At 42.3% G+C, this 14,082-nt stretch carries 14 protein-coding genes; all 14 read right to left on the bottom strand.

Translation table 11 applies throughout. From position 1 onward, the window contains the following. Positions 1-80: 80 nt before the first annotated feature. Positions 81-536 (bottom strand): pyridoxamine 5'-phosphate oxidase family protein, encoded by a 456-nt coding sequence (locus tag GVT53_RS12445; protein WP_119648724.1) that lies wholly within the window; start codon positions 534-536, stop codon positions 81-83. Positions 537-611: 75 nt separating this feature from the next. Next, on the bottom strand, positions 612-1,805 hold the full coding sequence (locus GVT53_RS12440) for a phospholipase D-like domain-containing protein (RefSeq protein ID WP_119648645.1): 1,194 nt from the start codon (positions 1,803-1,805) through the stop codon (positions 612-614). An 83-nt stretch (positions 1,806-1,888) separates the two neighbouring features. After that, entirely contained in the window at positions 1,889-3,628 is a 1,740-nt protein-coding gene (locus GVT53_RS12435) for a thiamine pyrophosphate-dependent enzyme (RefSeq protein ID WP_119648644.1), read from the bottom strand. 185 nt (positions 3,629-3,813) lie between these two features. Continuing rightward, positions 3,814-5,073: an MFS transporter gene (locus GVT53_RS12430; protein ID WP_166248882.1), complete on the bottom strand. Its 1,260-nt coding sequence runs from the start codon at positions 5,071-5,073 to the stop codon at positions 3,814-3,816. Beyond that, positions 5,073-7,196 (bottom strand): copper-translocating P-type ATPase, encoded by a 2,124-nt coding sequence (locus GVT53_RS12425; RefSeq protein ID WP_417941834.1) that lies wholly within the window; start codon positions 7,194-7,196, stop codon positions 5,073-5,075. The genes GVT53_RS12430 and GVT53_RS12425 overlap by 1 nt, the downstream gene beginning before the upstream one ends. 60 nt (positions 7,197-7,256) lie before the next feature. Beyond that, positions 7,257-7,988: a PPK2 family polyphosphate kinase gene (locus GVT53_RS12420; RefSeq protein ID WP_166248881.1), complete on the bottom strand. Its 732-nt coding sequence runs from the start codon at positions 7,986-7,988 to the stop codon at positions 7,257-7,259. Positions 7,989-8,024: 36 nt separating this feature from the next. Then, on the bottom strand, positions 8,025-9,695 hold the full coding sequence (pgm, locus tag GVT53_RS12415) for a phosphoglucomutase (alpha-D-glucose-1,6-bisphosphate-dependent) (protein ID WP_166248880.1): 1,671 nt from the start codon (positions 9,693-9,695) through the stop codon (positions 8,025-8,027). A 17-nt stretch (positions 9,696-9,712) separates the two neighbouring features. Next, entirely contained in the window at positions 9,713-9,844 is a 132-nt protein-coding gene (locus GVT53_RS21160; protein WP_258537697.1) for a hypothetical protein, read from the bottom strand. Between the two features lie 48 nt (positions 9,845-9,892). Further along, a complete protein-coding gene (gene eno / locus GVT53_RS12405; protein ID WP_166248879.1) occupies positions 9,893-11,176 on the bottom strand; it encodes a phosphopyruvate hydratase in 1,284 nt (427 codons plus the stop codon). Positions 11,177-11,227: 51 nt separating this feature from the next. Next, positions 11,228-11,581, bottom strand: coding sequence for a hypothetical protein (locus GVT53_RS12400; RefSeq protein ID WP_166248878.1), 354 nt, complete (start codon positions 11,579-11,581; stop codon positions 11,228-11,230). A gap of 182 nt (positions 11,582-11,763) precedes the next feature. Further along, positions 11,764-12,018 carry a hypothetical protein gene (locus GVT53_RS12395; protein ID WP_166248877.1) on the bottom strand — a complete coding sequence of 85 codons (255 nt, stop codon included), beginning with the start codon at positions 12,016-12,018 and terminating at the stop codon, positions 11,764-11,766. Positions 12,019-12,046: 28 nt separating this feature from the next. After that, complete coding sequence (locus GVT53_RS12390) at positions 12,047-12,214, bottom strand: hypothetical protein (RefSeq protein ID WP_166248876.1); 168 nt, start codon at positions 12,212-12,214, stop codon at positions 12,047-12,049. Positions 12,215-12,218: 4 nt separating this feature from the next. After that, positions 12,219-13,049, bottom strand: a complete 831-nt coding sequence (locus GVT53_RS12385) for a universal stress protein (protein ID WP_166248875.1) — start codon at positions 13,047-13,049, stop codon at positions 12,219-12,221. 24 nt (positions 13,050-13,073) lie between these two features. Next, the gene (locus tag GVT53_RS12380; RefSeq protein WP_166248874.1) at positions 13,074-14,069 is read right to left on the bottom strand and encodes a 2-hydroxyacid dehydrogenase; all 996 of its coding nucleotides are present in this window, start codon (positions 14,067-14,069) and stop codon (positions 13,074-13,076) included. Positions 14,070-14,082 lie beyond the last annotated feature (13 nt).

Raw genomic sequence — 14,082 nt, 5'->3', positions numbered from 1 at the left:
TCCTTAAAAAGTATAAATGACTTTGGGTTCATAGTTCGTATCTAAAACCAACAATGGCTTATGTCATATTCGTATATAGATTATGGTTTCCTTTGTTTTCCTGTAATTTCAACTATTCTGATTCGAAAGACTATAGGGGTTTTAGGTGAATTCAGTTTACTTGAAAATTCACTAATGGATTGGGGAATTATTTTCTCCTTACGGAGGATAATATTTTTGACACCTTGGGCAAACCGATGCAGGAGAAATTTGGCCTCGCTTCCTTGCAATTCTTCAAAAACACCGTGTGCCAAGATAGATCGCCAATTATTTACGGAACTTATTTCATCTACTTCTAATGATACCGATCGGTTTTCCCGCATAGCATTCATTTTATGTCCTTCAGCAGAATATCCCAGGATACTATTGCTGGTTTCATCGTAATAATAGGTAATCGGAACAACGTAAGGATTTCCTTGGGATATAAATGCCAAGCGTCCGATATAATTATCCCTTAGTAGGCGGATGCCTTCCTTTGTCCTTAAACTTTTTATCATAACTTTTCTTTCATTGTCCTGAAACATCTCGTATTCTACCTTGGCACATTTAATCACTTGACCATTAGCAGCACCCTATAACCTATAATTTTTCAAAAACCTTAAATGCGGAAGAAAGGTTAGAAAAAGCATGGCTGTGCGTACCATATGGTAAGAAATCCAATTACCCAACTTATTGAATATACCGGCTCTTTGTCTTAGACTCCCCTTTGTAATTTCGTTACACTGGCTTATAACCATTTCAAAGTCGGCCCGAAGAATTTTGGCAAAATTGACCGAGTGAACTTCTACGTTCATTTCAATACTGCCATAGCAACTAAGACTGTTCAGGTTAAATGAGCCTATGGTAGACCATTTGTTGTCAACCACCGCAGCTTTACCGTGTACTACGGAATTATTCCATTCAAAAATTCTCATATGATGGTCTAGAAAAGACGAGTACAAATGTTCGGTGGCCCTACGCACCAACGGCACATCGCTAATACCCGCTAAGATCACCGTTGTTTTTATTCCTCTTTTACACGTCTTTTTCAAAGCCTTTGCCAATCTGTTTCCAGGTAAAAAATACGAGCTCACGATTACTATTTCCTCTTTGGCATAAATGAAGGCGTTCGTGTAGGCATCACAGACTTCCGTTTTTCGCTGCAGCCAGTCGTTTTGTAAAATTCCCACGAGTGCGCTACCTGCCGAATGTAACACGGGTGGTATTTTTTTTGAGCTTCCCCTTTTATAAAAATAATCGCTACACAATATTTGTAGATTCTTAGCTGCCGGGCAATTCAACTGAACGGCATAGTCCAACCAAGGTTTAGAAGCCTTGGTTCCGCGGTATTTATCGGCAATATTGATTCCGCCTATCAGTGCTATTTTTTCATCGACGACCGCAATTTTATGGTGCATCCGCCTACCGATATAAAAATTGTTCAAGGAGAATAATGGCGAAAAAAAGCGAAGTAAAATACCATGCTGTACCAAATCCTGGGCAAAACTATTGGGTAATGCAGCGCTACCATAGGCATCCAATAAGACATATACCTCTACTTTTCGTTGAGCGGCTTTTTTTAAACAGGAGGCTATACGGTTTCCTGTTTCATCGTTTTCAAAAATGTAGGTCTGTAAATGGATTTCCTTTTCTGCCTTATCTATTAATTTTTCAAGCCGCAAAAAATAGTCTTCTCCCGAACGGACCAACTCAATATGTTCAGTATTGTCGGTGCCATTTTGAAATAGCCTATCATGAGGTTTTAGGGTTGTCCGTTTATGCTCCATATTATTTTTTCAGCTTACGTTCATTATTGTCAATAGGCCCAAGGATACTTAAAATATGTTTTTAGCTTCCCCAGTTTTTATATCTAAAACAATTCCCTTAAATATTTAAGATTGGATTTTGCCGTGTCTATTACCTCGGCACTTTGGCCGTTCAGCATCATCTTGCCCATGCTTGTTGCAAAGCCCTTTACCTGTTCAAAACTCACTTTGGGCGGCATGGCCAGGGCTTCGGGATCTGTAAAAATATTGATCAGTGCAGGTCCCTTGTGTGCAAAGGCTTTTTTTAATGTGGGTTCTACATTTTCACATTGTTCCACGTTCCAAGATGCTATGTTCATCGCCTGCGCCACCTGGGCAAAATCAGGATTTTCCATATCGGTTTGCCAATCTGGGTAGCCGGCCACATTCATTTCCAGTTTAACCATTCCCAGCGACCGATTGTTAAAAACGACAATTTTTACCGGTATATCATATTGGCTTATGGTCATTAGATCGCCCAAAAGCATGCTTATGCCCCCATCGCCGCATAAGGCGATAACTTGCCGGTCTGGTCTTGAAAGCCCGGCACCAATGGCCATGGGCATGGCGTTTGCCATGGAGCCATGGTTGAACGAGCCGGTAAGGTAGCGGTCTCGCCGGCCTTTTAAATAGCGTGCCGCCCAAACTGCGGACATGCCGGTATCCACGGTAAAGATGGCATCGTCTGCCGCCACTTCATCAACTACCGCTGCCACAAATTCAGGATGTATGTTTTTTTCACTGGATTTGGCTTTTACGTAAGAGGCGTATTTTTCTTCTTGTTGTTCGTGGAGTTTACGCATTTCATTTAAAAAATCCTTATCGGTTTTTTCCTCTATCATGGGCAGCAAGGCTTCTATGGTGTCCTTTATTTTTCCGGCATAGCCATAATCCACTTTAGCGCGCCTCCCGATACGTTGCGGTTTGTCGTCTATTTGGATGATTGTATTTTTCTCCGGCAAAAAGTCGGAGTAAGGAAAATCGGTACCCAGTAATAGCAACAAATCGGCCTCCTGCATGGCCTTAAATCCGGATTTATTCCCCAATAGGCCGTTGAGTCCCACGGCAAAAGGATTGCTGGACTTGTCAAAGAATATTTTTCCACGAAAACTGAAGCCCATGGGAGCCTGCAGTTTTTCGGATAATTGCATGACTTCCCCTTGGGCATCCTTGCACCCATAGCCGCAGAACAGCATGATTTTCTTATGGGAATCGATTACCTGGGCCAATTCTTCCATTTCCAATTTCCCTGGGATGAGCCGGGCACTTGTATAGTAGTTTTTATGTGACGTGGTGATTTCCTGTGCATCTGCGGCGGCCACATCCCCTGGAAGCCCCACCACCGCAACGCCACGTTTTTCGATCGCATGCTGAATACCCGTTTGAAAAGCATGTGCGGCTTGCTGCGGGGTATTGGCCATAAAACAATATATACTGCAATCGTCAAATAATTTGACCACGTTGGTCTCCTGAAAATTATCCGTACCCAGTTTATCGGTATTAATCGTGGAGGCAATCGCGATCACGGGGTTTCCGGACCTATTGGCATCATATAGCCCGTTGATCAGATGTACGTGGCCTGGGCCGCTACTGCCCATACAACAGCCTATACCATCGAGTTCTGCATCCATAGAGGCGGCATAGGCGCCTGCCTCTTCGTGGCGAACGTGAATCCACCTGATCCTGCCGTCCCGCCTTACCGCATCGTTTATGGGGTTCAAACTATCACCGGTTACGGCATACAATCTTTTAACACCTGCATTCACGAGGTTTTCTACCAATAGGTCTGCAACTTTTTTTGACATAATTCACTTTTTTTAATTAACAAAATAGCATTCCAGATGATGTGCTATGTTTAGAATACTTTATATTTTTATTACCCATCTTTTGATTCTTTTATAAATACATTGTAGGCATTTTGATTTTCATACATCCGCCTTTTTTTATTTAGGCCCTGTTCGTGTTGGTGTACCGGTTCAATGATCCATCATTACAGTTTTTTATGCTGGTCGGCCAATAAAGGCCCGTCAATCCCTTCATTTGGTCGCTTCAAGAAATAAACCAATCCCATAGAAACCAAAACGGTTACTCCGGCAATGATGAAAGGATAATAAAACCCTCCGGCAATCAGCCAAGTCCCCAATACCGGACCCAAAATTTGACCGATACTGTTCGTGGAACTTTGAATGGATATATTCCTTCCCGTGTTTTCCTTGGATATTAAGGAAACTGCCGAAAGCAGGTTTGGTGTCACCATGGCTCCCCCGGCTGCGAAAATTATAATAGTAACATAAATGTATAGTACACCACTCACAAAAGGGAAGACGATTAACGAAACACCCGATATCAATAACCCCAATGTTATTTGCTGTTTAGAGGTCAATATTTTTTCGCCATAGGTTGCGAATACCGGTTGCAAAACGGCCATCACGGAACCACAAAGCATAAAACCAATACCCACCTGATTGGTTGTAAAGGCCAACTCATCCTTCCCATAAATTGAAAACACGGTCTCAAACAGGGTAACCACGAACTGCATCACAAAGGATAAGAGCAACAAAATGATAAAATAGTTACTAAGGGAAAAACTGAATTTGACTGCCTCAGAAGCAATACGACTTTTTACTTCCGTATTCTTCAGCCATTTTACAATTATCAGCAATACCACAAAGCCCAAAAGAGCGGCCAAAATAAAGGGAACCGAAAAACGGTCTAAGTGGAACACTCCAAAAGAGTATGTATAGTGTAGGTTCGTTTGCGACAGAAATCCCCCCAGAACAGGGCCGAATATCACACCGGAACTGATAGCGACCCCGGACCAGGCCATTATTTTGGTCCTTCGCTTTTCTGAGGTAATATCACTTAAATAGGCATTACTGACCGGAATGACCGCTGACGTAAAGATGCCCCCTATGATACGGGCCATATAGAGCATCGACAGGGAAGTGGCAAGACCCGTTAGCAAGTTCATCACGACAAAACCTACAAGCCCCAATAGTATTATGGGTTTACGTCCGTATTTATCGGAAAGCTTGCCCCAGACGATAACGAACAAGAGCTGGAACAACGGATAAATACTGGTCAACATTCCGATATGGAAGTTGATAAGGTCCGTATCCAGGTTGTCTTTTAGAGCCAGCCTTTCCGTGTAATACGGAAGGGTAGGCAGTAAAATACCGTACCCGAGCATTACCACAAATAAACTCAACAATACTAAATATATCCTGTGGAGCTTTTCCTTTTTGTCCATTATTTTTTAGCGATTTTTCTTTTCAACAATTGGGCATTAATGGCTACAATGATTGTGCTCAAGCTCATAAATACAGCTGCTATAGCTGGCCCCAGCACAAAACCTGAGGCATAGAAAACGCCCGCAGCTAGAGGAATGGCAACCACATTATACCCGGTGGCCCATATCAGGTTCTGGATCATCTTATTGTAAGTTGCTTTCCCGAACAATATGAGGTTGGCAATATCCTTTGGATTACTGTTGACCAAAATAATGTCTGCGGTCTCGGCAGCAATATCAGAACCAGAACCAACAGCAACTCCAACATTGGCCTGTGCCAATGCAGGCGCATCATTTACCCCATCACCCGTCATAGCTACAAATTCCTCCTTATCCTGTAAGTCTTTTACAATTTCCACTTTTTGATGGGGCAGCACTTCGGCATAATAACCGTCCAGACCTAATTTATCGCTAACAGCCTTGGCGGTTTTTTCATTGTCACCAGTGGCCATATATACCTTGATATTATTCTTTTTAAAAGTTTTTATAGCATCTGCCGATTCTGGTCTGATCTCATCGGAGAGTGCGATATAACCTGCCAATTTTCCTTCTATCAATACGAATACCACGGTTTCGGCGGCATCACTATAGGCATCATCTGGAATGGCAATCTTTTCGTCACGCAGATAGCCTGGACTTACTACTTTTACCTGTTTGCCTTCTACATTGGCCTCTACGCCTTTTCCGGTAATGGCATTGAATTTTTCAGGTTTTGGAATAGTCACCTTATCGGCTTTTACCTTTTTAATGATACCTACGGCAATAGGATGTTCGGAGCTTTGTTCCAGGGCACTGGCAAGCCGTAAGACTTCATCCGTGGAGTATTTTTCATCTACCGATTCTATTCGGGTAACCCCAAAATCGCCTTTGGTCAAGGTTCCTGTCTTGTCAAAGAGCAATGCCGATATTTTGCGTGATTCTTCAAAGGCAGTTCTGTTACGGATCAACAAGCCATTTTGGGCAGATACCGCAGTAGAAATGGCCACTACCAAAGGAATGGCAAGACCCAATGCGTGCGGACAGGCGATGACCATAACGGTAACCATTCTTTCCAATGCGAAGACAAATGGGAAGCCCAAAATCAACCAAACTGCTAGGGTGCCAAAACCGATAATGAGCGCAATATAGGTCAACCATTTTGCGGCCCTATCGGAAAGGTTCTGCATTTTGGACTTCGTGCGCTGTGCTTCGTCGACCATCTTGATGACCTTGTTCAAGTAACTGTCCTTGCCTGTATGCACTACCTTCACTTTTAGGGTGCTATTGCCGTTTATGGCACCACCAATGACCTTGTCATCCAGTCCCTTTTTAACCGGTTTGGACTCTCCAGTAAGCATAGATTCATTAAGGTAACTTGAGCCTTCTGTTATCACACCATCTGCTGGAATTTTTTCTCCTGGTTTAATCAGGATGATATCATCTTTTATAAGGTCGTCCAGCTTAACGTCCTGAATGGTATCCCCAACGACTTTATGTGCTTCGGAAGGTAGCATACTTACCAATAGTTGTAATGCTTTTGAAGCTCCTAAGACCGATTTCATTTCCAACCAGTGCCCCAAGAGCATAATCACAATAAGTGTACTTAATTCCCAGAAGAAATCTTCGCCTTCCAGTCCGAAAACCGTAGCGGTACTGTAAAAATAAGCGACACTGATCGCCATGGATATGAGCGTCATCATACCGGCACCCTTGGTTTTCATTTCACCATAAAAGCCTTTTAAAAATGGCCATGCGCCCCAAAAATAGACAAAGGTAGAGAGCGCAAATAGGTAATATGGATTGCCGGGAAGTAGAAAATCATAACCAAAAAACTCTTGGATCATGGGTGAAAAGAAGAGGATCGGGATGGTAATTATCAACGATACCCAGAACCGTTTTCTAAAATCCTTCACCATCATTTTATGGTGGTCGTGCCCTGCCATTCCCATTGGTGCGTTGCCGTCATGACCGGAATGGTCTCCGTTTCCGTGTTTCATTTTTGAATGGTCCATATTGGAGTGATTCATTTTACTGTGGTCCATCTTACTATGGTCGTCCGATTTTGGGTCTTCCATTTTCGAGTGGTCCATCTTTGAATGATCCATCTTCGAATGGTCCATTTTTTTGTCCTTGTGATCTTTGTTATTGTTCATAGTATGCTATTTTTAATTTATAGGGTATTTTAGATTATGCTTTTTAAGGTGTTCTGTAAGTATATTGGCAACGTTATAGTTGCGGTACCAACGTTTATCTGCTGGTATAATATGCCAAGAAGGATCATCGCAGTTGTTCATTGCCCTATTATAGGCAGCTCTATAGGCATCCCATTGTTTGGCCGCCTTTTCATCTTCTACACTGTATTTCCAACGTTTATGGGGTTTTGACAGACGTTCCTCAATGCGCGCTTTCTGTTCTTCTTTAGAGATATGTAGAAAAAATTTAAGTACGTGAATGTTGCTCAATCTTAAATGCTGCTCCAGGTATTTGATAAGCTTGCAGCGGTGGGCTAGTACTTCCTCTGGTAGTGTATTACCTACCATAGGCATAAGTAAGTCTTCGTAATAGGAACGGTTAAAGACCTGGATCATACCCTTGGGGGGAATGTGCGGGTAGGCCCGCCACAAAAAGTCGTGTTTCAACTCTTCCTCAGTCGGTTTTTTAAACGATTTTACTTGAACGCCTTGCGGATTCATACTACTTAAAGCATGACGGATAGTGCCGTCCTTGCCCGCGGTGTCCATACCTTGCAGGATAATAAGCAGGCCAAAACGCCCATCGGCATAAAACTTGTTCTGAAGTTCAAAAAGCTCTTTGCGTAAATGAACCAAACCATTCTTGCCCTCGTTTTTTGAAATGTTTTCGGGTGGTATGGTAGAAATTGTATCTAAATCGATCATTTTTTATGTTTTATTTTAAGTTTATGACTCATTTTTTTATTCGACATTCTTTAATGCACTGTTAACGATATTTTGTGCTTCGCCGATAATGGTTTCAAGGTGTTCTTTACCAACAAAACTTTCTGCATAAATCTTATAAATATTTTCTGTTCCAGAAGGGCGGGCGGCAAACCACCCATTTTCTGTTTCTACTTTCAATCCTCCAATGGGTTGTTTATTGCCCGTGGCGCTAGTCAGTATCACTGTAATTTTTTCTCCGGCAAGTACTTCACCCTTTATCCGATCTGCAGAAAGTTGTTTGAGTATTTGCTTTTGTTTCGATGTGGCGGGTGCTTCGGACCTGTCATAATACGATTGTCCCAATTCTGCGGTGAGTCCTTCATAGATCTCACCGGGATCCTTGCCCATGCGAGCCGTTATTTCAGCTGATAGCAGGGCCGGAATAAATCCGTCCTTATCCGTCGTCCATACACTTCCATCTTTTCGCAAAAAAGAGGCACCGGCACTTTCCTCTCCGCCAAAACCAAGTGAACCATCCAACAGCCCTTCCTCGAACCATTTGTAACCTACGGGAACCTCATATAATTTTCTTCCAAGCTTTTTCACGATGCCGTCGATCATCTGGCTGGTCACGACCGTTTTACCAACTGCCGATCGTGTTGGCCAGCCCGGGCGGTTTTGAAACAAATAGAAAATTGCCACAGATAAATAGTGATTGGGGGAAAGTAAGCCCGTCTTTGGTGTAGCGATGCCGTGCCGGTCATGGTCCGTATCACAGGCAAACGTAATATCGAAATCGTTTTTTCTTTTTAATAGGCTTTGCATCGCATAGGGCGAGGAAGGGTCCATCCGAATTTGTCCGTCCCAATCAACTGTCATAAAACGAAAAGTTGGGTCAACGGTTTTGTTCACAATCGTCAAGTCGATCATGTATTTATCGGCAATGGCCGGCCAGTAATGGACACCGGCCCCGCCAAGGGGGTCAACCGCCATGTTAATTTTGGCGCCACGGATGGCATCAAAATCAAGGACGGCATTCAATTCTTCCACATAGAAATTGAGATAATCATACCGGTGCGTGGTGGACGCATGTAAGGCTTTATCGTAGGAAATTCTTTTTACACCCGAAAGATTTTTGGCAAGAAATTTATTCGTTTTATCCTGTATCCAGTTGGTAATCGTGGTACCGGACGCGCCACCATTCGGCGGATTGTATTTTAAGCCCCCATCCTTTGGCGGATTGTGCGATGGTGTAATAATAATTCCGTCCGCTAGTCCCGTTTTTCTATTGCGATTGTAATTGAGAATAGCCAAGGACACGGCCGGCGTTGGCGTATATTCGTCTCCTTCGGCCATCATTACTTCCACTCCATTTGCCGCGAGCACTTCAAGGGCACTGGTACTTGCAGGCTCAGAAAGTGCATGGGTATCTATGCCCAGAAATAGCGGCCCATCGATATTTTGTTGCTGCCGGTATATACAAATAGCCTGAGTTATCGCAAGTATATGCCATTCATTAAATGAAGTGTTGAACGAGGAACCACGATGTCCCGATGTACCGAAGGCCACCCGCTGTTCAGGAATGTTCGGGTCCGGAATTACAGCGTAATATGCCGAAACCAACTTTGGTACATCGACAAGCATTTCTTCCGTAGCCGGTTTTCCAGCATAGGGGCTTATTTTAGTTTCAAAGGTTTGGGTTTTCATGATTTTTTGATTCTATATTATCGCATTTTTTTCCGCATTGCTTCCGAGATGTTCTCGGCACATACTCCATATACATCTACCAAAGTGCCTTTAACTCCGTTTTTGGAAGATATGGCATATAATATGCTATTGTCATCGGTACTGCTCATGCCTTCAAAAGTGGAAAATGTATCATTAGCCCTACTATTCGTCAGGTGTTATTTGGCATTCTTAAATGCTTTCAAACCGGCAAATTGTGATGATTTGCCCAATTCATTTTCAATACGCATAAGTTGATTGAATTTTTCAATACGCTCTCCACGGCAACCGCTTCCTGTTTTTAAATGTCCCGCGTTTAGGGCAACGGTTAAATCCGCAATAAAACTATCTACTGTTTCGCCGCTCCTATGCGATACAAAACAATTGTATGAATTTTTATAAGCAAGCTCGGTTGTTTCAAGCGTTTCGGTTACGGTTCCTATTTGATTCAATTTGATCAGGATCGAGTTTGCCACCCCTTTTTCGATACCTTTTTCTAAAATCGATTTATTGGTGCAGAACAAGTCATCGCCTACAATTTCAATTTTATCGCCTAATATATCCGTTAAGTTTTTCCAACCTTCCCAGTCATTTTCAGCTAAACCATCCTCAAGCAAGACAATAGGATATTGAGTTGTCCAACTTTCCCAAAGCTTTACCATTTCATCGCTTGAAACTAACTTTTGGGAACTTTTAAAAAATTTATACATTCCATTTTCCCACATTTCACTGGCAGCGGGGTCAAGACAAATACTTACATCTATTCCCGGTTTATAACCAGCTTTATGAATTCCTTCTAAAATCATTTCGACAGCCTGTTCATTTGATTTTAAATCGGGGGCAAATCCACCTTCGTCACCAACTCCAGTGCTTAAACCTTTGGTTTTTAACACATTTTTTAAGGAATGGAACACTTCTTCGCCCATACGTATGGCTTCTCTAAATGACGGCGCCTTATGAGGTGCGATCATGAATTCTTGAAAATCCAATGTATTGTCCGCATGTTTGCCGCCGTTTATGACATTCATACAAGGTACGGGCATTATGTGGGCATTGCTTCCTCCCAAGCACTCATATAACGGGATTTTAGCACTCTGGGCTTTTGCTCGCGCATAGGCCATAGAAACACCAAGTATTGCATTTGCACCTAGTTTGGCTTTGTTTTTTGTTCCATCCAGTTCTATCAATAAATAGTCAAGCTCTCTTTGTGTATGGATACTTTTATCTTTAATGGCTTTCGCAATTACAGTATTTACATTCTCAACTGCCTTCAAAACGCCTTTTCCTCCATAACGTTTTTTATCGCCATCTCTTAATTCGGTGGCTTCCCTTTCTCCGGTTGATGCGCCACTTGGGACCATGGCACGGGAGGTAGTTCCATCTTCCAACTTTAGATTCACTTCTACGGTAGGGTTCCCTCTTGAATCGAGTATTTCGATCGCTTCAATTTTTTGGATTTTCATAATTTTTGTATTTCTTTTTTCTAAGTATATATTTTTATAAAATCGAACAACTTAGTTGATGCTGATTCTTTCCTTTACGTTGTACACAATTCTGATTGGTGGTTTTAATTCCAACCATTTAATGTCGTAAGGCTGTGGTACTTCAGCTTCCCAGCCATAAGTATCTTTTATAGGTTTTTGGGGCGAGTACGGGAATGGTTCTTCGGTGTGGCAAATATCGCCCCAAAACACCAGCGGCTTGTCGTTTACCTTCAATCCTAAAAAGTTGGAGGCCAAGAGGATACCGTTGTAATGATGACCACATTCAATGGGAATTTCCTTTTTGGTGGATTCCATCATATACTTTGAACCGGTAACCGTTCCTGCATCTCCTAATAAGTGAATGTTTACTTTGTTATTTTTCATTTTTTTTACAGTTTATTAGGTCATAAATAATTCTAACGGATCTTCTAAATTCTCTTTATTGTATAAAGAAAGAATCACTATTATTTTACCGATTTACTGTACTCCCGTTCTTGACTTCATGTGCTAACACACCCATTCAATGGATCCAATCGGTTTTTGAGGTCTTGATCATTTATCAAATTTTAAAGTCCCCCACAACAGGAAGGTGTGTTCCCTTTATCTTGGTCCGGTTTGCATAGCTCCGCTATTTCCTTGTACAGATCGTGAAAGTCCTCTTTGATAAGAAGGGCTAGTTTCTTGGCGGATCCGGGCTCGGAGTTTACCATCTCCAGTAATGTTTCAAAGGCTTCTTCCAGTAAGCTTGGATCATCTTCAATTGCTTGGTAAAATGGCTCTAGGTCCATGCTGTCCTGTTTTTTTAATGTTTCTGTTTTCATCTGTATTTTTTTTAGGATTAATTAATTTTTATTTACTTATTTTTAGTTTCTTTACTTCAATTGTTGTGCATAATTCTTCTGAATCTTCGAGAATTTTTTTTACCGTTGCCTGCGAACGCTGCAAAGAGCCGATAAGCTTGTTTAGGTCAAAGACTTCCAATTCGCCCGAATATTTTGTGACGTTCACGACATTCATGCCTTTAGATTTTAACCGTCATTACCGGAAGTGCGGAATGATTGGCCACACCTTCGGCGATACTTTTGGAAAACAAGCTTAAAAATCCTGTACTGCCATGGGTGGACAAAGCAATCAGATCCGCAGGTTCGTGTCTTAGGAACGTATTTATTCCCGTTTCCACAGAAGGTTCGTTAGTGACGTACATCGAATAATTTTTCAAATCAGGAAACTTTTCCAAGAATTTCTTAATTGGATTCAATCCAGCAGTAATGCTATTGGTATCCGTTTGGGTGTTGATACGCAACAAACGAATATGTGCATTGCATTTTTTTGCGATTGAGATTACATGCTCGAAAGCACCACTTACATCCTCCATGAAATCAGAGACAAAAACTATATTTTTAAAAGGGAAGGAGACCTCTTCCTCTTTCACCACGATTACGGGCACATCGGATTTTCTTATAATTTTTTCAACATTACTACCAAATAATTCCCGAACGGTACCTTTGGTACCACTGCTGCCCGTGATAATAAAATCATGGTGGAAATGACCGGAATGTTTTAGAATATTACTGGTCTCAACCTGATACTCCAAGAAGGTCTGGCATTTTAGATTTTCCTTCTCCGCCTTTTTCTCCAATTCCCGCAAGGCGGATTTGGCCGCCCCGATTTCCCTAAGCGTCTTGGGGTATCTTTTCTCCTTTAACTTGTCCAGTTTTACCCAGTCTACGGGAGTATGTATCAAGTGAAAGAAATGAATTTCCGCATCGTATAGTTTAGCCATTTCAATGCCCAAATCAGCGGCTTTGTCGCAGTTCTCCGAAAAATCGGTGGGTACGAGTATATTTTTCATCCTTATTAAGTTTTACAAGTTGTTCTAATTTATTTTTACTTCATTCCCTGAAACCGTTCCTTTTTCAAAACTATCAAGGTTATGTATGGTCGTATCTGCAATGTTGGTCAAGGCTGTATCGGTCAAGAAAGCTTGGTGACTGGTTATCAGAACATTGCTGAAGGTCATCAAACGTGCAATGACATCATCCTGTAGTATTTCGTCCGAATGATCTTCAAAGAACAGTCCTTCCTCTTCCTCATAGACATCCATCCCAAAGTATCCGACTTTTCCTGTTTTTAAACCTTCAATGACCGCTTTGGTATCCACCAAGCCACCCCTGCTGGTATTGATAAGCATTACCCCTGGTTTCATCAATGAAATACGCTTGGCATCGATCAAATGTTTGGTGGAAGGCACTAAAGGCACATGCAGGCTTATGATATCGGCTTGGCGGCAGATTGTTGAGCAGTCGGTATAGCGGATCCCGTACTTTTCGATGAGTTCTCCATCTTCAGAGTTGTCATAGGCCAAAATATTACAACCAAAACCGTGAAGTATTTTAACAAGGATAGCCCCAATTTTTCCAGTGCCCATTACCCCGACAGTTTTTCCGTTCAGGTCGAACCCGGTGAGCCCGTTCAGCGAGAAATTCATATCCCTGACCCTATTGTGGGCCCTGATCAGTTTTCTGTTCAATGCAAGTATCAGCGCCATGGTGTGTTCTGCGATGGCATATGGGGAATAGGCTGGGACACGGGCTACTTTTATGCCAAGTTCAGCAGCCTTTTCGACAGCTACGTTGTTATATCCAGCGGTACGCAGGGCGATATATTTGATTCCTATGTCCTTAAGTTTTTCAAGTACTACCGCCGAGGCATCATCGCTCGTAAACAAACTAATGGCCTCGGTGCCACGGGCCAAGGAAGCCGTGCTTTCGGTCAACCGTACTTCAAGTAGGTTAAGCTCGTGTTTGCCTTTATTTGCAGATAGCAAATGGGGATCTTCAAATTTATGGGTGCTGAATACGGTTGTTTTCATTTTCGTTTCTAGT

It is taken from the genome of Flagellimonas oceani (assembly GCF_011068285.1).
GTDB classification, from domain to species: Bacteria; Bacteroidota; Bacteroidia; order Flavobacteriales; family Flavobacteriaceae; genus Flagellimonas; species Flagellimonas oceani.
This window is presented reverse-complemented; position numbering and strand designations above follow the sequence as displayed.